At 66.1% G+C, this 18,141-nt stretch carries 19 protein-coding genes and 1 tRNA gene; 13 read left to right on the top strand and 7 right to left on the bottom strand.

Annotation, left to right across the window (positions count from 1 at the left end; all coding sequences use genetic code 11):
- Window positions 1-143: 143 nt before the first annotated feature.
- On the bottom strand, window positions 144-2,537 hold the full coding sequence (locus IC232_RS16370; RefSeq protein ID WP_190846054.1) for a transketolase-like TK C-terminal-containing protein: 2,394 nt from the start codon (window positions 2,535-2,537) through the stop codon (window positions 144-146).
- Between the two features lie 124 nt (window positions 2,538-2,661).
- Between IC232_RS16370 and IC232_RS16365 the strand changes: the two genes are divergently transcribed.
- A complete protein-coding gene (locus IC232_RS16365; protein ID WP_190846053.1) occupies window positions 2,662-3,156 on the top strand; it encodes an Lrp/AsnC family transcriptional regulator in 495 nt (164 codons plus the stop codon).
- A gap of 70 nt (window positions 3,157-3,226) precedes the next feature.
- Here the strand turns inward: IC232_RS16365 and IC232_RS16360 are convergent.
- A tRNA-Gly gene (locus IC232_RS16360) sits at window positions 3,227-3,301 on the bottom strand.
- Window positions 3,302-3,451: 150 nt separating this feature from the next.
- On the opposite strand from IC232_RS16360, the gene IC232_RS16355 reads away from it, so the two are divergent.
- Genes IC232_RS16355 through IC232_RS16340 form a run of 4 tightly spaced genes read left to right on the top strand, consistent with a single transcriptional unit; the run spans window position 3,452 to window position 5,852 of the window.
- Window positions 3,452-3,979, top strand: a complete 528-nt coding sequence (locus tag IC232_RS16355) for a prolyl-tRNA synthetase associated domain-containing protein (protein WP_190846052.1) — start codon at window positions 3,452-3,454, stop codon at window positions 3,977-3,979.
- 52 nt (window positions 3,980-4,031) lie between these two features.
- Window positions 4,032-4,928 carry a thioredoxin gene (gene trxA, locus IC232_RS16350; RefSeq protein ID WP_190846051.1) on the top strand — a complete coding sequence of 299 codons (897 nt, stop codon included), beginning with the start codon at window positions 4,032-4,034 and terminating at the stop codon, window positions 4,926-4,928.
- 25 nt (window positions 4,929-4,953) lie between these two features.
- Window positions 4,954-5,625 (top strand): LON peptidase substrate-binding domain-containing protein, encoded by a 672-nt coding sequence (locus IC232_RS16345; RefSeq protein WP_190846050.1) that lies wholly within the window; start codon window positions 4,954-4,956, stop codon window positions 5,623-5,625.
- Window positions 5,626-5,636: 11 nt separating this feature from the next.
- Window positions 5,637-5,852 (top strand): Trm112 family protein, encoded by a 216-nt coding sequence (locus IC232_RS16340; protein WP_190846049.1) that lies wholly within the window; start codon window positions 5,637-5,639, stop codon window positions 5,850-5,852.
- 239 nt (window positions 5,853-6,091) lie between these two features.
- Here the strand turns inward: IC232_RS16340 and IC232_RS16335 are convergent, their stop codons facing one another.
- The gene (locus IC232_RS16335; protein WP_190846048.1) at window positions 6,092-6,973 is read right to left on the bottom strand and encodes an HpcH/HpaI aldolase/citrate lyase family protein; all 882 of its coding nucleotides are present in this window, start codon (window positions 6,971-6,973) and stop codon (window positions 6,092-6,094) included.
- A 172-nt stretch (window positions 6,974-7,145) separates the two neighbouring features.
- Between IC232_RS16335 and IC232_RS16330 the strand changes: the two genes are divergently transcribed.
- The 6 genes from IC232_RS16330 (at window position 7,146) to IC232_RS16305 (ending at window position 12,599) form a co-directional block, all read left to right on the top strand.
- Window positions 7,146-7,886 (top strand): DUF429 domain-containing protein, encoded by a 741-nt coding sequence (locus tag IC232_RS16330; protein WP_190846047.1) that lies wholly within the window; start codon window positions 7,146-7,148, stop codon window positions 7,884-7,886.
- Window positions 7,883-8,821 (top strand): threonine/serine dehydratase, encoded by a 939-nt coding sequence (locus tag IC232_RS16325; RefSeq protein ID WP_190846046.1) that lies wholly within the window; start codon window positions 7,883-7,885, stop codon window positions 8,819-8,821. The genes IC232_RS16330 and IC232_RS16325 overlap by 4 nt, the downstream gene beginning before the upstream one ends.
- Before the next feature lie 54 nt (window positions 8,822-8,875).
- On the top strand, window positions 8,876-9,856 hold the full coding sequence (locus IC232_RS16320; protein WP_312895181.1) for a sodium-dependent bicarbonate transport family permease: 981 nt from the start codon (window positions 8,876-8,878) through the stop codon (window positions 9,854-9,856).
- A 22-nt stretch (window positions 9,857-9,878) separates the two neighbouring features.
- Complete coding sequence (locus IC232_RS16315) at window positions 9,879-10,190, top strand: DUF190 domain-containing protein (RefSeq protein ID WP_190846045.1); 312 nt, start codon at window positions 9,879-9,881, stop codon at window positions 10,188-10,190.
- 66 nt (window positions 10,191-10,256) lie between these two features.
- Window positions 10,257-10,934, top strand: a complete 678-nt coding sequence (locus tag IC232_RS16310) for a carbonic anhydrase (protein ID WP_190846044.1) — start codon at window positions 10,257-10,259, stop codon at window positions 10,932-10,934.
- A gap of 57 nt (window positions 10,935-10,991) precedes the next feature.
- Window positions 10,992-12,599: a glycoside hydrolase family 43 protein gene (locus tag IC232_RS16305; RefSeq protein ID WP_190846043.1), complete on the top strand. Its 1,608-nt coding sequence runs from the start codon at window positions 10,992-10,994 to the stop codon at window positions 12,597-12,599.
- 68 nt (window positions 12,600-12,667) lie between these two features.
- On the opposite strand, the gene IC232_RS16300 is transcribed toward IC232_RS16305, so the two are convergent.
- Both IC232_RS16300 and IC232_RS16295 read right to left on the bottom strand, forming a co-directional pair.
- Entirely contained in the window at window positions 12,668-13,699 is a 1,032-nt protein-coding gene (locus tag IC232_RS16300) for an aspartate-semialdehyde dehydrogenase (protein WP_190846042.1), read from the bottom strand.
- A 261-nt stretch (window positions 13,700-13,960) separates the two neighbouring features.
- Window positions 13,961-14,443: a GNAT family N-acetyltransferase gene (locus tag IC232_RS16295; protein WP_190846041.1), complete on the bottom strand. Its 483-nt coding sequence runs from the start codon at window positions 14,441-14,443 to the stop codon at window positions 13,961-13,963.
- Window positions 14,444-14,559: 116 nt separating this feature from the next.
- Between IC232_RS16295 and IC232_RS16290 the strand changes: the two genes are divergently transcribed.
- Window positions 14,560-15,354 carry a hypothetical protein gene (locus tag IC232_RS16290; protein WP_190846040.1) on the top strand — a complete coding sequence of 265 codons (795 nt, stop codon included), beginning with the start codon at window positions 14,560-14,562 and terminating at the stop codon, window positions 15,352-15,354.
- Here the strand turns inward: IC232_RS16290 and IC232_RS16285 are convergent.
- On the bottom strand, window positions 15,332-16,456 hold the full coding sequence (locus IC232_RS16285; protein WP_190846039.1) for a sulfite oxidase: 1,125 nt from the start codon (window positions 16,454-16,456) through the stop codon (window positions 15,332-15,334). The genes IC232_RS16290 and IC232_RS16285 overlap by 23 nt on opposite strands.
- Window positions 16,457-16,596: 140 nt before the next feature.
- On the opposite strand from IC232_RS16285, the gene IC232_RS16280 reads away from it, so the two are divergent.
- On the top strand, window positions 16,597-16,917 hold the full coding sequence (locus IC232_RS16280) for a hypothetical protein (protein ID WP_190846038.1): 321 nt from the start codon (window positions 16,597-16,599) through the stop codon (window positions 16,915-16,917).
- A gap of 46 nt (window positions 16,918-16,963) precedes the next feature.
- On the opposite strand, the gene leuB is transcribed toward IC232_RS16280, so the two are convergent.
- Entirely contained in the window at window positions 16,964-18,070 is a 1,107-nt protein-coding gene (leuB, locus tag IC232_RS16275) for a 3-isopropylmalate dehydrogenase (RefSeq protein ID WP_190846037.1), read from the bottom strand.
- Window positions 18,071-18,141 lie beyond the last annotated feature (71 nt).

Here is an 18,141-nt window from a genome sequence, read left to right as displayed (position 1 = left end):
CTTTCGAAATGCTTACAGGGCCTCAGCGGTGCTTTGCCGCTTGCAGGCCTGCCTCCCCCTGCGCACCCGTGAGCGCGCAGGCGGTTCGCGACCGGCACAAGTTGCCGATCCGCGAGAGCCGATCCGTCCTGACCCTATTCCCGCTACACCGCCCGCAGGTGGCGCATGGGCCGGCCCGGCGCGATCATCTCGGCGGCCGCGATGATGCCCTGCGCGTCGATGCCGAAATGGCGGTAGAGGTCCTTGACCGTGCCGGTCTGGCCGAAATGCTCCACGCCGAGCGAGCGGGTGCGGTGGCCCATGACGGAACCCATCCAGGCGAGCGTCGCCGGATGGCCGTCGATCACCGTCACCAGACCGCAATGGGGCGGCACGTCGCCGAGCAGGCGCTCCACGTGGGAGCGGGCATGAACGAGGCCGCGCTCGCGGGCGCGCTGCGCCGCCGTCCAGCCCGCATTGAGCCGGTCGGCCGAGGTGATGGCCAAGAGCCCGATGTCGCGCCGGTCCTCGGCCATGAGGCCCACCGCCTCAATGGCCTCCGGCGCCACCGCGCCCGTATAGGCAACGACCACTTGAGCGTTCGGCCCGGGCTTGCGCAGCCAATAGGCGCCGGCCCTGATGTCGTCGGCGAGCTCCGGTGTCATCTCGCGCTGCGGCTGCTCCAAGTTGCGGGTGGACAGGCGCAGATAAACCGAGCCGCCGGTCTCGTCGCGCAGCCAGGTCCGCTCGTCGGGCTCGCCGCCCTCGCGCTGCATGTAGTCGAAGGCCCAGCGCATGATGACGGCCAACTCGTCCACGAAGGCCGGCTCGAAGGAGGCCAGCCCATCCTGCGCCATGCCGACCAGCGGCGTGCCGATGGACTGGTGCGCACCGCCCTCCGGGGCCAGCGTCACGCCGGACGGCGTGGCGACGATCATGAAGCGGGCATCCTGGTAGCAGGCATAGTTCAGGGCGTCGGCACCGCGATAGATGAACGGGTCGTAGAGGGTGCCGATGGGCAGGATGCGCTCGCCGAAGAGGGAGTGCGAGAGGCCCAAGGCCGAGAGCACGATGAACAGGTTCATCTCGGCGATGCCGAGTTCGATATGCTGGCCGGATGGCGAGAATTCCCAGTTATAGGTGGAGGGAATCCGCTCCTTCTTGAAGGTGTCGACCAGGCTCTCGCGGGCATAGAGCCCGCGCCGGTTCACCCAGGCGCCGAGATTGGTCGAGACCGTCACGTCCGGCGCCGTGGTGACGATGCGCGAGGCGAGCGGATTGTCCGAGCGCGCCAGCTCGTTGAGGATGAACCCGAATCCCTGCTGGGTCGACATGGCCGGATTGGCCGGGAAGGCGAGCTTTTCCGGCACCGGCACCTGGGGCGCCGTATAGCAGCGGGTGCCCTTCTGGATGAACGGGACCGCGCTCAGGAAGCGCTCGACCTCGGCCTGCGGCACCTTTAGCCCCTCGAACTTGTCCCATTCATGGCCGGGGCGAACCCCTTGCGTCTTCTGCCAAGCCTCCATCTGGGAGGGCGTCAGCATGCCGGAATGGTTGTCCTTGTGGCCGGCGAGCGGCAGCCCGAAACCCTTGATGGTGTACGCCAGGAAGCAGACCGGCCGGTCGTGCTGCCGAGCCTTCTCGAACGCGTCGAGCAGGCTCGGCAGGTCATGGCCGCCGAGATTGGCCATGAGTTCGGCGAGTTCCTCGTCCGAACGCTTCTCGATGAGGCGGGTCACCGGCCCCTGGTCGCCCAGATCGTCGAGCAGGCGCTTGCGCCACGCGGCACCGCCTTGATACGTCAGAGCCGAATAGAGCTGGTTCGGGCAGGAATCGATCCAATCGCGCAGTTTCTCGCCGCCGGGCTCCTTGAAGGCCGCCTGCATGAGGGAGCCGTGCTTGAGCACCACCACGTCCCAGCCGAAATTGCGGAACAGCGCCTCGAAGCGCTGCCACAGGCCCTCGCGAATCACCGCGTCCAGGCTCTGGCGGTTGTAGTCGATGATCCACCACGTGTTGCGGATGCCGTGTTTCCAGCCCTCGAGCAGGGCCTCGAAGATGTTGCCCTCGTCCATCTCCGCATCGCCCACCAGCGAGATCATGCGGCCCTCAGGAGCATCCTTCATCCAGCCATGGGCCTTCACGTAATCCTGCACGAGGCTGGCAAACAGCGTCTGGGCGACCCCTAAGCCCACCGAGCCGGTGGAGAAATCCACGTCGTCGATGTCCTTGGTGCGGGAGGGATAGGACTGCGCGCCCTTGTAGCCGCGGAAGTTTTCGAGCTTCTCGCGGGTCTGCCGGCCGAAGAGATACTGGATCGCGTGGTAGACTGGGCTGGCATGGGGCTTCACCGCCACCCGGTCCTCGGGGCGCAGCACCGAGAAGTAGAGCGCCGCCAGGATGGTTGAGAGGGACGCGGAGGAGGCCTGATGCCCGCCGATCTTCATCCCGTCCTCGTTGGCGCGCAGGTGATTGGCGTTGTGGATCGTCCAGGTGGAGAGCCAGAGCACCTTGCGCTCGAGTTCCTTCAAGATGCTCAGGTGCCGTGCGTCAGCCATGGGGTCCCTCCCTTTTCTTGGGACAAGTCTAATGCGGTCCGTTTGGCTGGCGAGATCAAATTGGCACTATGGCGATGAATGTTTTAACTCGATTCACCAATCATGTGCCGCTTCTTGGTGAATCATGGCAGATCGCAAGCTTGACGATATTGACCGCCGCATCCTCGCTGCGTTGCAGGCGGACGGCCGCATGACCGCCCAGGAGATCGCAGACCGGGTTGGCTTGTCCCCCTCCCCCTGCGCGCGGCGCGTGCGCCTCCTGGAGGAGGCCGGAGTCGTGAAGGGCTATGTGGCGGTGATCGACCAAGCCAAGGTCGGGCTGCCGATCAGCGTCTTCGCCTCGGTGAAGCTGGAGCGGCAACGGGAGGACGATCTCGACCGCTTCTCGCAGGCGGTTGCCCGCTGGCCCGAGGTGGTCGATTGCTACCTGATGACCGGGCAGCGGGATTATCTGCTGCGGATCGTGGTGAGCGATCTCGAATCCTACGAGCGCTTTCTCAAGGACAAGCTGACGCGCCTGGACGGCGTGGCGTCGATCGAATCGAGCTTCGCCCTGGGTCAGGTGAAGCGGTCCCATGCGCTGCCGATTTCTCTGCCCCTGTCGAAACGGACGGATTGAGCAAGTCTCGATCAGGCAACAAAAAACCGCCCGAAGGCGGTTCTTGTGGTTCCGGTGGGTTTCCGGAAATTGGAGCGGGCGAAGGGATTCGAACCCTCGACCCCAACCTTGGCAAGGTTGTGCTCTACCCCTGAGCTACACCCGCGCTCCGCGATGCGTGAGGCATCGTTGCGAGGCCGTTGATGTGCCCCAAAACGAGGCGCATTGCAAGAGGGTCTTGGCGATCTTTTCGGACGAGCCCTTGAGCCTGCTTCATCCGGTCGCTAGAAGCGCAGCAGGTTTTCGGAGAACTGCCTTGGTCCATCTCTCCCCGCAAGAACTCTTGGAGCGCCTTCAGGAACTCGGCATCCAGGCCGAGACGACGGAGCATGAGCCCGTGTTCACGGTGGCCGAGTCGGCTTCCGTCAAGGAACGCATTCCGGGAGCCCACTCCAAGAACCTGTTCGTGAAGGACAAGAAGGGGCGGTTCTTCCTGATCTCCGCCAAGCACGACACGGCCATCGACCTCAAGCGCACCCACGAGGTTCTCGGCGCCTCCGGCCGCCTGTCCTTCGGCTCCGCCGAGCAGCTGCGCGCTCTGCTCGGGGTGGAGCCCGGCTCCGTCACGGCCTTCGCGGTGGTGAACGACACAGACGGCAAGGTCACCATGGTGCTCGACGCCAACCTCATGGAGCACGAGCGGGTGAACTTCCATCCGCTCATCAATTCCATGACCACCGGGGTGTCGCGGGAGGATCTGGTCGCGTTCCTGCGCGCCACGGGACATGACCCCCTCATTCTCCGCCTGCCGGAGCCGCCGGCGGAATTGCCAGACAACGCTTAAGCTCCCATCTAAGGCCATCTAAGGGAAGTTCTTCTCTCGATTCGAGGATCGCATGCTCTCCGACAACCCCGCCCCCTCCGATGATCTGGTGAAGGACACCACCACGGCGGCATTCCGCCAGGACGTGCTAGCCGAGTCCATGCAGCAGCCGGTGCTGGTGGATTTCTGGGCGCCCTGGTGCGGCCCCTGCAAGCAGCTGACGCCGATCCTGGAAAAGGCCGTGCGCGCCGCCGGCGGCAAAGTGAAGCTCGTGAAGATGAACATCGACGAGCATCCGCAGATCGCCGGCCAGCTCGGCGTGCAATCGATTCCCGCGGTCTTCGCCTTCCAGCGCGGCCAGCCGGTGGACGGCTTCATGGGCGCCCTGCCGGAAAGCCAGATCAAGGGCTTCATCGAGCGCCTGGTGGGCCCGCTCGGCCCCAGCGCCGTTGAGGAGATCCTGGCCGAGGCCGACCAGCTGGCGGCCGCCGGCGACATGGGTGGAGCCGCCGAGCTCTACGCTGCCGTGCTCTCGCAGGATCCCGAGAATGTCGCGGCGCTCGCCGCCCTCGTGAAGCTTCATGTGGAGGTGGGCGATCTCGAAGGCGCCAAGCGCTTCCTCGCCATGGCGCCTCAGGCGAAGGCGGGCGACCCGGCCATCGCCGGCGCCCGCGCGGCCATCGAACTCGCCGAGCAGGCAGGCTCGCTCGGCGATCTCGCGGATCTCCAGCGCCAAGTCGAGACCGATCCCAGCGACCATCAGGCGCGGTTCGATCTCGCCATCGGGTTGAACGGCCGCGGGCGGCGTGGAGAAGCTGTCGATCACCTCCTTGAAATCGTCCGGCGCGACCGCAATTGGAACGAGGACGGCGCGCGCAAGCAGCTCGTTCAGTTCTTCGAGGCCTGGGGCCCGATGGACGAGATGACGCTGGCAGGGCGGCGGAGGCTCTCCTCGCTCCTGTTCTCCTGACGCGCCCAAGTTTGGGGAGATCGGAATGGGAATGAACGCGGTATACCGAGGGCCGGAGGATTGCCCGTCGGTCATCCCGGTCTTTCCCCTTCCCGGCGCGCTTCTTCTTCCGCGCGGGCAGATGCCGCTCAACATCTTCGAGCCGCGCTATCTCGCGATGGTGGATGAGGCGCTGAAAACCGATCGCATCATCGGCATGGTCCAGCCCGACGCGGACAATGACCCCAACGCGACGGCGCCGAAGCTCTACAAGGTCGGCTGCGCCGGCCGCATCACCCAATTCGCTGAGACCGGCGACGGACGCTATCTGATCACGCTGATCGGCGTCGCGCGCTTCCGCATCGAGGAGGAGCTGCCGCCGATCGATCTCTTCCGCCGCTGCCGCGTGAGTTTCGAGCCCTTCACGCCCGACTTCACGGCCCGTGCCGGCGAGACCGAGGTCGACCGCGCCGGCGTGGTGAAGGCTCTGCGCGACTTCGTCGACGCCGTGCATGTGAAGGTCGATTGGCGCGGCATCGAGGAGGCGCCCAACGAGGCTCTCGTGAACGCGCTGTGCATGATGAGCCCGTTCGGGATCCGCGAGAAGCAGGCGCTGCTGGAAGCGCCCGATCTCAAGTCACGGGCGGAGGTGCTCATCGCCCTCACCGAGATCGAGCTGGCCCGCAGCAGCGCCGGCTCCGACTCGACCCTGCAATAGGAATTTCGACGATGGTTCCCGATACACCCGAGACGCCCCAGGCCGTGGAGGCGACGCGGATCGACCCCAAGCTCCTGGAGCTGCTCGTCTGCCCGCTCACCAAGGAAACGCTGGAATACGATGCGGCCCGCCAGGAGCTGATCAGCCGCCGCGCCAAGCTCGCCTACCCGATCCGCGACGGCATCCCGATCATGCTGCCGGAAGAGGCGCGGCCGCTGGGGGATTAGTCTCTTCATGAAGTGTCATCCCGGACGGCGTAGCCGATCCGGGATCGGGTGCAGGATAGAGCGCGTATTTTCCCTCCCCCTTGTGGGGAGGGCCAAGGTGGGGGTGTGAGCGCCAAGATGTCAGAACGTGGCGCCGGCACCCCCACCTCCAACTCCTCCCCAAAAGGGGGAGGAGGGCTAGTAGTGCCACACTCGTCCAACGATCCCGGATCTACGCTGCGCTTCGTCCGGGATGACGCTTAAGTGCGTTCCGCTATCACCTGCGCCAATGCCAGCACGCGCCGCGCCATCTCCGCATGCAGCCGCTCGACCATGCGACCGTTGAGATTGATTGCGCCCTTGCCTGCATTCTCCGGCTGGTCGAAGGCCGCCACGATGGCGCGGGCGCTCTCCACCTCCTCCGTTGACGGCGCGAAAATCTCGTTGGCGGCGGCGATCTGATCCGGGTGGATCAGCGTCTTGCCGTCGAAGCCGCCATCGCGGCCCTGCTCGCACTCGGTGCGGAAGCCCTCCGCATCGGAGAGATTGTTGTAGACCCCGTCGAGAATGTCGATGCCATGGGCGCGTGCGGCGGCAAGCGCCGTCATGAGCCAGGGCAGCATCGCGGCCCGTCCCGGCAGCAGCCGTGTGCGGGTGTCCTTGGCGAGATCGTTCGTGCCCATCACAAGGCAGTCGAGCCGCGTGTCCACATCGCGGGCTGCACTGGCAATCGATTCCGCATTCAGGATCGCAAGCGGCGTCTCGATCATGGCCCAGACCCGGGTGCGCTCCGCGCCACCTAAGCGGCGCAGGCGCAGGCCCACAGCCGCGAGCGTCTCCGCCGCCGACACCTTCGGCACAAGGATCGCGTCGGGCGCCGCCGCCACGGCCGCCGCGAGATCCGCCTCGCCCCAGGGTGTCTCAAGGGCGTTGATGCGAATCACCAGCTCGCGTCTCCCGTAGCCGCCGGCCTGCACCGCCGCGCAGACCTGCTCGCGCGCTACAGCCTTCACGTCCGGCGCCACCGCGTCCTCGAGGTCGAAGATCACAACATCCGTGGGCAGCGTCTTCGCCTTCTCGATGGCTCTGGCGTTGGAGCCCGGCATGTAGAGCGCGCTGCGGCGCGGGCGGATGGCGGTCATGGCTTTTCCTTAAAACGGCAGACTGGTTTTAATCGTGGCCGAGGTTGAAGAACAGTGTCATTCCCGGCCGGAGCGTCAGCGGAGGGGAAGGGAATCCGTAGCGCTAAGCGTGCGGGTGGATCCCCTTCCCTCGCCTGCGGCTCGCCGGGGATGACAGGTGGAGGAGACACGAATGTGGGTTGCAGGAGTCGATGGCTGCCGGGCCGGGTGGATCGCGGTGCTGATGCGTGTGGACGATCCGCACACCCACCGCATCATGACGGCTCCGGCGTTTGCCGCCATCGCGGATGCCCCGGAGCAGCCCGCCGTCATCGCCGTCGACATGCCCATCGGCCTGCCCGAGACAACCCAAGGCTCGGGGCGGTTGCCGGAGCAGCTGATCCGTCCGCTCCTCGGGCAGCGGCAATCCTCCGTCTTCGCCATTCCCTCGCGCCGCGCCGTGGAGGCAGAGGATTATGGGGACGCCTGCGCAATCGCAGCCGCCACCTCCGAGCCGCCCCGGAAAGTCTCGCGCCAGGGCTTTGCGATCTTTCCCAAGATCCGCGAGATCGACGCCCTGCTGCGCGCCCGGCCCGACCTGACGACGCGCGTCTACGAAGTGCATCCGGAACTCGCGTTCTGGGCGCTGAACGGCCGTCAGGCTCTCGAACAGCCGAAGAAGGTCAAGGGCACGCCCTATGGGCCGGGGATGGCCCTGCGGCGCGGGCTTCTCAGCCGGTCCGGTCTCCTGCCCGAGGGCTTGATCCACGCATCGCCGCCGCGCGGAGCGGCGCAGGACGATCTGCTCGATGCGCTCGCGGGGTTGACCGTGGCGCTGGATATCGCGAGAGGTGGAGGACAACCCTTTCCCGACCCGCTCGGCCGCGACGCCCAAGGCCTGCCGGTCGCCATCTGGACGCTGCGCAGCTCATGACCATCACCCGCGCCGAGATCGAAACCGCCCATGCCCGCATCGCCCCGTACGTGCGCCGCACCCCGGTCCTGCACTTGGGAAATGCCTTCGGCCATGACGGGCCGGTGAGCCTGAAGCTCGAGTTCCTGCAGCACGCCGGCTCGTTTAAGACGCGCGGCGCCTTCAACGCTCTCCTGTCGCAGGAGGTGCCGTCCGCCGGCGTGGCGGCAGCCTCCGGCGGAAACCATGGAGCCGCTGTGGCCTATGCGGCGAGCCGGCTCGGCGTGAAGGCCCGCATCTTCGTGCCGGAGATCTCGAGCCCCGCGAAGATCGCGGTCATCCGCTCGCACGGCGCCGAGGTGGTGATCGGCGGCGCACGCTACGCCGACGCCCAGGAAGCCTGCGACCGCTTCGTTGCGGAATCGGGCGCCCTGCGCATCCATCCTTTTGCTGCGGAAAGCACCATGATCGGCCAGGGCACGGCGGCGCTGGAATGGGAGCAGGACGGCCCTGCCCTCGACACGGTGCTCATCGCGGTGGGCGGCGGCGGCCTCATCAGCGGTGTCGCGAGCTGGTGGGCCGGCCGCGTGAAGGTGGTGGGCGTGGAGCCGGAAGGCTCGCGGGCGCTCCATGCAGCGCTTGAAGCCGGCGGCCCGGTCGACGTGGAGATCGATTCGGTGGCGGCCGATTCGCTCGGCGCCAAGAACACCGGCGATCTGGTCTACGAGGTCTGCCGTGAGAGCGTCGATCACGTGGCGCTGGTCACCGATGCGGCCATCCGCGACGCGCAAAGGCTGCTCTGGCGCGACTACCGCATCGCGTCCGAGCCCGGCGGCGCGGCGGCGCTGGCCGCGCTGATGTCAGGTGCCTACACGCCCCAGCCGGGTGAGCGCGTCGGCGTGCTGCTCTGCGGGGCCAATGTGGAGCTCGTGCGCCTGGCGGAACTGACGGCATGATGCCAGAGGCTTCTCTGTCCTAATCCCTCTCTCCGCACATACGGGTTTGTTGCCGTGAGTCTTGTCAACCTCGCCGCCCAAAATCTGCTGTCGCCCATGGTGCTGTTCTTCGCCCTGGGATTGGCCGCAGCGCTCGCACGCTCGGACCTCACGGTGCCCGAGGCGGTGGCCAAGACGCTCGCGCTCTACCTGATGCTCTCCATCGGCTTCAAGGGCGGGGTGGAGGTGGCGGCCAACGGCATCACCCTTCGCATGATCGGCGTGATGGGAGTGGGAATCGCCCTGTCCTTCGCCCTGCCGGTCATCGGCTTCATGATCCTGCGTGCGGTCTCCGGCCTCTCCACGATGGATGCGGCCGCGGTGGCGGCCCATTACGGCTCGATCTCCATCGTCACCTTCATTGCCGCGACCGAGATCGTGCGCGGGCAGAACCTGCCCTTCGAGGGCTACATCGTCGCCGTGGCGGCCGTGATGGAAACACCCGCCATTCTCTCCGCGCTGCTGCTCGCCCGCAGTAGACAGCCGACGAGGAACGGAAACGAGGGGCTTGGGCCTCTTCTGCATGAGGTCGGCCTCAACGGCTCGGTGGTGATGCTGGTGGGCTCATTCCTCATCGGCTGGGCCACCGGTCCCAAGGGCCTAGGGATGATTGCACCCTTCATCGTCGATCCGTTCCGCGGCGTGCTGTGCCTGTTCCTGCTCGACATGGGCCTCGTGGCGGGGCGCGGCATGCGCGAGGGCGCGCGCCATCTCTCGGCGCCGGTGCTGGGCTTCGGCATCGTCATGCCGCTGATCAGCGCAGCGCTCGCCACCCTCGCCATCTGGCCGCTGGGGCTCTCCTTAGGGGGAGCTGCCCTGTTCGTGACGCTCGCAGCTTCGGCTTCCTACATCGCAGTTCCGGCCGCCATGCGTCTCGCCTTGCCGGAGGCGAAGCCCGCCATCTATCTCACCCTCTCGCTCGGGGTGACTTTTCCGTTCAATCTGTCCCTTGGGATCCCCCTCTATCTGGCCCTGGCCGGTCTCGTGGCAGAGTAGCGCTCTCGCGGAGGAAACGATCATGCAGACCCATCCGAAGAAGCGCATCGAGATCGTCGTCGAATATCCGGCTCTCCGGCGGCTCCTGGATCGTCTCGACCGCGCCCAGGTGACGGGCTACACGGTGGTGCCCGCCCTCGCCGGCCGCGGCCATGACGGCCTCTGGAGCAGCGAAGGGCTCGCGGGCGATGCGGGCCGCATGATGATGGTGATCTGCATCACCGACCCGGCCCGGCTCGATCCCGTTCTCGACGAGGTCTATGCGGTGGTGGCCCGTCATATCGGCATCGTCACCATCTCCGACGTGCAGGTCATCCGCTCCGACCACTTTTGACCGCCTCGACCCCGTTGAGGCTTGCGGACCGGCGACCTATAAGTCCCTGACGATAGGAGTGACCCCATGTTCCCAGTTCGCCTGACCGACGGCTATCGCGCGTTTCTCGACGAGCGCTTCCCGCGCGAGAAGAACCGCTTCGAGGCGCTTGCGGAAAAAGGCCAGTCGCCGGAGGTGATGGTGATCGGCTGCTGCGACAGCCGCGTGTCGCCCGAAGTCATCTTCGACGCGAGCCCCGGCGAGCTGTTCGTGGTGCGCAACGTGGCGAACCTCGTGCCGCCCTACGAGACCGGCGGCGATTATCACGGCACCTCCGCGGCCCTCGAATTCGCCGTGCAGGCGCTGCGCGTGAAGCACATCGTGGTGCTGGGCCATGCCCGCTGCGGCGGCGTGCGCGCCTTTGCCGACGAGACCGCCCCGCTCTCCCCGGGCGATTTCATCGGCCGCTGGATGAACCTGATCAAGCCCGCCGGCGAGCGGCTGGGGCCCCATGACGGCAACCTGGAAGAATATCTGCCGCGGCTGGAGCTCGCCGCCATCGAGAACAGCCTGAAAAACCTGATGACGTTCCCGTGCGTGCGTATCCTGGTGGAGCGCGGCAAGCTGCAGCTCCACGGCGCTTATTTCGGCGTCGCCAGCGGCGTGCTGATGGTGCGCGATCCCGAGACCGGCGAGTTCAGGCCAGCCGTGGAAGACATGCCGGAACGCGTGTCGATGTTTTCCGCCCGCGAGGTCAAAGGCTAGGATCTCTCGGCCGCTCACACGGTTTCTCGCCCTTCCGTTGGTTCCCCGGAAAGATCCATGGCCATCATTCGCAACCCCATCCTGCCGGGCTTCAACCCGGACCCGGCCTTCTGCCGGGTCGGCGACGATTACTACATCGCAACCTCGACCTTCGAATGGTATCCGGGCGTGCAGATCCACCACTCGCGCGATCTGGTGAACTGGCGACTGGCTGGCCGTCCGCTGAACCGCCAATCCCAGCTCGACATGCGGGGCAACCCGGACAGCTGCGGCGTCTGGGCGCCGGCGCTCACCTATGCGGATGGCCTGTTCTGGCTGATCTACACCGACGTGAAGCGGCGCCTCGGCAACTTCAAGGACACGCACAATTATCTGGTCACCGCACCGTCCATCGAGGGTCCGTGGTCCGACCCCAGCTATATGAATTCCTCGGGCTTCGACCCGTCGCTGTTCCACGACGATGACGGCCGCAAGTGGTTCGTCAATATGGTGTGGGATCATCGCCGCCGCCGCAGCTCCTTCGACGGCATCCTGCTGCAGGAGTACTCGCCGACGGAGCAGCGCCTCGTCGGCCCGATCAAGAACATCTTCAAGGGCTCTCCGCTCGGTCTCGTCGAAGGGCCGCATCTCTGGAAGCGCAACGGCTGGTATTACCTGACCGTGGCCGAAGGCGGCACCGCCTACAACCATGCGGTCACGATGGCGCGCTCAAAAACCATCGACGGACCTTACGAGCTTCACCCCAACACCCATCTCATCACCAGCAAGGACGCGCCGGACGCGCCGCTCCAGCGCGCAGGCCACGGCTTCTATGTGGAGACGTCCACCGGGGAGGTGTTCCACACCCATCTGTGCAGCCGCCCCCTGCTGGGAACTCGGCGCTCGCCTCTGGGCCGCGAGACGGCCATCCAGCGGGTGGTCTGGGGCGAGGACGGCTGGCTCCACCTAGCCCATGGCGGGCAGGTGCCCGCGCTCCAGATCGAAGGGCCGGATCTTCCGCCGCATCCGTTCCCGCCGGAGCCCGAGCGCCACGATTTCGACGAGGCCGAACTGCCCTCCCCGTTCCAGTGGCTGCGGACGCCGGAGCCGGGGCGGATCTTCTCGCTCTCGGCGCGCCCGGGCTTTTTGCGCCTCTATGGACGCGAGTCGATCGGCAGCTGGTTCGAGCAGGCCCTGGTGGCCCGCCGCCAGACCTCCTGGGTCTACTCGGCCGAAACATCGCTGGAGTTCCAGCCTGAAACCTACCAGCAGCTGGCAGGCCTGATCTGCTACTACGACCGCGCCCGCTTCCATTACCTGGCAGTGTCCGCCGATGACGACGGACGGCGCGTGCTGCAGGTCATCTCATGCCTCGGGGATCATCCCGACGCGTTGATGACCTATGCCCTGGAGAGCGACCTGCTCCTGCCGGAGGGTCCGATTCATCTCGGCGTCGATGTGCGCCTGGCGGAGCTGCAATTCCGCTGGTCCAAGGACGGCGTAACCTGGAATCCGGTCGGCCCGGTTCTCGATGCCAGCATCCTGTCCGACGAGGCGGGACCAGGCGCCCACGGTTCCTTCACGGGAGCCTTCGTGGGCATGGCCGCGCACGACATGACCGGGCGCGCATTCCCGGCGGATTTCGACTTCTTCAGCTATCGCGAAGCCTTGTCCGGGACCGCTTGACCGCCATCTGATGCTGGAAGCAAAAAGGCCGCCCGGAGGCGGCCTTTTCATTGTGATGAGTGAGCTGCTTACGCCGCCTGCTTCTTCGGCTTCAGCAGGCCACGATTGACCATGGACTCTGCAATCTGAATCGCGTTGAGCGCCGCGCCCTTGCGTAGGTTGTCGGACACGCACCAGAACGACAGGCCGTTCTCCACCGTAATGTCCTCGCGGATGCGGGAGATGTAGGTGGCGTCTTCGCCGGCGGCCTCGTGCGGGGTGATGTAGCCGCCGGGCTCGCGCTTATCGACAACCATGACACCGGGCGACGACCGCAGGATGTCGCGGGCCTCGTCGGCGGAGATCGGGTTCTCGAACTCCACGTTCACGGCTTCCGAGTGGCTGATGAAGACCGGCACGCGCACGCAGGTGGCGGTGAGCTTGATTTTCGGGTCGAGAATCTTCTTTGTCTCGACCATCATCTTCCACTCTTCCTTCGTGTACCCGTCCTCCATGAACGTGTCGATGTGCGGGATCAGGTTGAAGGCGATGCGCTTGGGGAACTTCTTCTCCTGCACGTCCTGCAGCGAATAGAGCGCCTTGGTCTGGCGGTCGAGCTCGTCCATGCCGTCCTTGCCGGCGCCGGAAACGGACTGGTAGGTAGCCACCACCACGCGCTTGATGGTGGCGCGGTCATGGAGCGGCTTGAGGGCCACCACGAGCTGCGCCGTCGAGCAGTTCGGGTTGGCGATGATGCCCTTCTTCATGTCGCGCAGGGCCTCGGCATTCACCTCGGGCACCACGAGCGGCACGTCCTGGTCGTAACGCCACGCGGAGGAGTTGTCGATCACGACGGCGCCCTGGGCTGCGATCTTCGGCGACCATTCCTTGGAGACCTCGCCGCCGGCGGACATGAGGCAGATATCGACGTCGGAGAAGTCATAGGTGTCGAGGGTCTTTGTCTTGAGCGTCCGGTCGCCGAAGGAGACTTCCGACCCCTGGCTGCGGCGGGAGGCCAGCGCCACCACCTCATCGGCCGGGAAGGCCCGCTCGGCAAGGATGCTCAGCATCTCGCGGCCCACATTGCCGGTCGCACCGACGACGGCGATCTTGAAACCCATATGACTTCTCCTATTGTGGCTCTCCCCGGAGATCTTGAAAACCCTGCTCGGGTGCTGCCTCTCGCCCCGTGGGAGAGAGGACCGGGGACGACGAGGCTTATTCGGCTGTTTTCACAGCCGTCGTGGCGGTTTTCGTTTTGCTCGTCGTGTGGGTGAGCAGCGCCATTGCCATCGTCCATCCAAAGCCTGGTTGCGGCTTTGATCCCGCCACAAACACACCAAAGACACGCTTTCGTCAAGCGTTTCCTTGGGCTCGCGCGGTCAATCGCCCGTCAGCACATCGGTCGAGAGATTGAAGCGGTAGAAGACCTTGTTCATTCGCTCGGCCCCGAGGCGCTCGTAGAACGCCTGAGCGCCCGTGTTGGTGCCATCCGTGGTGAGGTCGATGCGGGTGAGGCCCTGCGCCCGGGCATGATCCGCCAGCCAGCGCATCAGCACCAGCCCCACCGCCTGGCCCCGGACCTCCCTCTCGACGAAGAGTTCCTTGACGAAGAGAAGCCCCGACAGCTTGAAGCCGGGCCGCAGCACGGCGAAGCAGGCGAGGCCCACCGGGCGCCCATCCCGGTAGGCAAGGGCATAGCGGGTGCCCTCCTGTTCGCGCATCGAACGCTCGACCATGACCAGCGTAGGCTCAAGGGGCTGCGCGACCTCAGGGCCGACATAGTGCAGATCCAAGGCGCGGATCAGCGCCGCGATATCGGCCGCGTCTTCGAAATTGGCAAGGCGGACAGCAGTCTCGGGCATCGGAGCTCAGCGCTTCAAGCTTTGGTTTACCTTGCTTAGCAAAACCTTTCGAACCCTGGCCAGTGTCACGGTAGAACATGGTGATGACGTGATCCGTCGACGTGAGTGGTGGCGCGATGCCGAGGGCAGGCTATGCCGAATGGGACGAGGATGATCTCGCCGACTGGGTCGAGGAGCGCCCGGCCCGTCGCCTGAGGCGTAAGGGGCCATCCTGGCTGCGGGTGATCCTGATGTCCGTCTGCAGTATCGCAGGGCTTGCCTATCTGGCCCTGCAGCTGGAGCCGGCCCGCCGCCCGACCGAGCGCGAGAAGACGGTGCCCTCTTCCGTCCTGGTCGCGCCCGCACCGGCCTGGAAACCGGTCCCGGCCGCCCCGGCTCCCTATGCTCTTACGGGCGCTCCGGGTCCCGTCACCACGGAGGCGCGCCAGCACACGAACGGCGCGCGGGAGGATACCCTCGTCCTCGGTCGCTTCGGCGACTTCCGTTACGCCCAGGTCTCCCTCGTGCAGGGTGCGCCTGAGACGGCGGGCAGCTTCTACATCGACATCGTGCGCCGGGCCGCCCGTGCGGGCCTGGCCGTGGCGCATCAGGGCCAGGGCCGGTCGGTGGCGACGAAGTTCGGCACCCTCGAGGCCGCTCCCCTGACTCTTGCGGCCAAGGGCGAGCAGGCCTGTCAGGCCTTCCGGTTTGCGGATGCGGAGACAGAATTCAGCTTCCAGGGCTGGCTCTGCGGATCTTCCACGCCCGACGATGCGCAGCTGGCGTGCTTCATCGACGGGATGACACTGGCCGGCGGCTCAAGCCCATCCCTCAAGGCGGTCTTCGCCAAGGCCGAACGCAGCCGGACCGAGGCTTGCGGCCCTGTTGCCCGCACGGCCTCCGTCTCCGTCAAACCTCCGGCCCGACCGTAACCGCCACCCGGTGCATGACGTTGCAGCCATAGCCGTTCGGATTCCAGTTCGCGGCGCGGAAGGGCTGCGCCCGCCCTGTCGAGTCTGTGGCACGGGCAAAGATCTCGTAAAATCCATCCTCAGGCAGGGCGAGTGACACCTGCCAGCGTGTCCAGTCGTAGCGGTTGCGCGGCGGCGTCATCGCGGCCTCGGTCCAGGTCGCGCCGCCGTCGAGGGTCACCTCGACCCGCGCCACCGCGTCGTCTCCCGCCCAGGCCGCGCCGCGAATGGCGAGACTGCGTGTGCCCGCCGGATAACGGCTGCCATCGGCCGGTGCCGTGACGATGCTGCGCACCGGCATCGATTCGATGATGCGGTTCTCCACGTCCCTGCCGTCCGAGCCCGGCGCCAGGGGGCGGACCGGCAGGCGATAGGACAAGCCTGTCATACCCGGCCCGTCATGCTCCCGGTCGCGAACCCAGATGCGCTTGAGCCATTTCTGGCTCAACGATCCGGGCCACCCCGGCACGACGAGGCGCAAGGGACCGCCATGGATGAAGGGCAGCGGCTCGCCGTTCATGCCCCAGACCAGAAGCGTGTGCTCCTCCAGGGCCTTGGCGATGGGCACGCCGCGGGACATGGCCTGATGCTCGCGGCTACCATGCTTGTCGGGATCGGCACCGAAATGGCCGGTGAAGAGTGCGCTCTCCTTCAGACCCGCCTCGCGCAGCACGTCGGCCAGGGACACGCCCGTCCATTCCGCGCAGCCGACGCCGCCGTTGGTCCAGGGATTGCCTTCGGCCTTCGGCTCGAAGAACGAGCGGCCATTGCCGCCGCATTCGAGCACCATGCGGAAGGTTTTGTGCGGGAAGCGGCTCTTGAGATCCGCGAGCGACAGACTCAGCGGGTGCTCCACCTCGCCGTCAACCGTGAAGGTCCAGCCGTCCGCATCCATCACCGGCTCCGGCAGCAGGCCGTTGTTGCGCACGAAGAAACGCGCGATCGGCGTCGTCTCATCATCGAGAAGCTCCTCGGGCGTCTCGGCCACGAGGGGCACATCGCCCAGCAGGCTTAAGCCGTCCTTGCCTTCAAGGCCTTCCCGCTCTTCGCGCTTGTGCTCCATCGCACGCTGTCCTTCTCACCTTGCAGTGAACACCATGACCTCACGGAACCATTTAAGCGAGGCTGGCTTGTTCTGACAGTCTTCACACGTATCGACGGCGCCCGGCCCATCAAGCCGGCGTCACCCCTGGAGGTTTACCCATGCGCCGCTTCGCCCTTCTGGGTCTGGCTTCCCTGGCTGCGCTCACGACCGTCTCGATGGTGGCGGACGCGCAGGCTCAGGACCGTCCCCTCGTTCTTCGCGTGCAGCCCCGCAGCTTCCTCGATCCCGGTCCCGTGGCCCAGCCGGGCACGCTCAACCGCTACGTCACGGCGCCGATGATCTCGTCCGTGGCGAACCCGCCCTGGAGCCATCAGCGCGACCGCTTCGGCGAGGGCTCCCTGCCCGATCCGATCGGCGGGCCATTCGTGGGCGCGCGCAACCCGTTCTCGGACATCGATTCGACCGGGTCGATTCGCTAAGGCCTCTGAGTAAAAAAGCCCCGGAGCAATCCGGGCTTTTGTCATTTTACGCGAGAGCTTCCAGTTCCTTGACGATGGCATCGCCCACATCCTGCGTGCCCACTGCGTTCATGCCGGGGCCGGCGATGTCCTTGGTGCGGGTGCCGGAGGCCAGCACGTTGGCGATGGCCTTGTCGAGACGATCCGCCTCGTCGAGAAGACCGAAGGAATAGCGCAGCGCCATGCCGAAGGAGCCGATCATCGCGATCGGATTAGCCAATCCCTTGCCGGCGATATCCGGCGCCGAGCCGTGGACCGGTTCGTAAAGCGCCTTGCGCTGGCCGGTGGCCGGATCCTCGGCACCGAGCGATGCGGAGGGCAGCATGCCGAGCGAGCCGGTGAGCATCGCCGCAATATCCGACAGGATATCGCCAAAGAGGTTGTCGGTGACGATCACGTCGAACTGCTTGGGATAGCGCACGAGCTGCATGGCGCAGTTGTCGGCGAGCACATGCTCGAGTTCGACGTCGGAGAACTCCGCCTTGTGGACGCGCGTGACCACCTGGCGCCAGAACACGCCGGTCTTCATCACATTGAATTTTTCCGCCGACGAGACCTTGTTGCGGCGCTTCTTGGCAAGATCGAAGGCGACACGCGTGATGCGCTCCACCTCATGGGTGTGATAGATCTGGGTGTCGACGGCACGCTGGGAGCCGTCCTCCAGGGTCACGATCTCCTTCGGCTCGCCGAAATAGACGCCGCCGGTGAGCTCGCGCACGATCATGATGTCGAGGCCTTCCACCACCTCGCGCTTGAGCGAGGAGGCATCGGCCAGCGCCGGGTAGCAGATCGCCGGGCGAAGATTCGCGAACAGGCCGAGATCCTTGCGCAGGCGCAGCAGGCCCGCCTCGGGGCGCACCGCGTAAGGCACGCTGTCCCATTTCGCGCCGCCGACCGCGCCGAAAAGCACCGCATCGGCCGCTTGAGCCAGCTTCATGGCATCTTCCGAGATCGCCGCTCCATGAGCGTCATAGGCCGAGCCGCCGACGAGATCGGTCTCGGTCTCGAACCCCACGCCGCGCTTGCGGAACCAGCCTACAATCTTCTCGACCTCGCGCATGACCTCCGGGCCGATGCCGTCGCCGGGGAGAAGGAGAAGCTTGTGCGTTGCCATGGGAAGACCCCTGTTCTGCTGTGATCGGATGCAGGGTTCTTAAAATGCCGAACAGGCCGCTTGGCAAGCTT

This window comes from Microvirga sp. (genome assembly GCF_014699075.1).
GTDB lineage: Bacteria > Pseudomonadota > Alphaproteobacteria > Rhizobiales > Beijerinckiaceae > Microvirga.
Note: the sequence above shows the minus strand (reverse complement) of the source record. Positions and strands in the feature narration are given on the sequence as shown.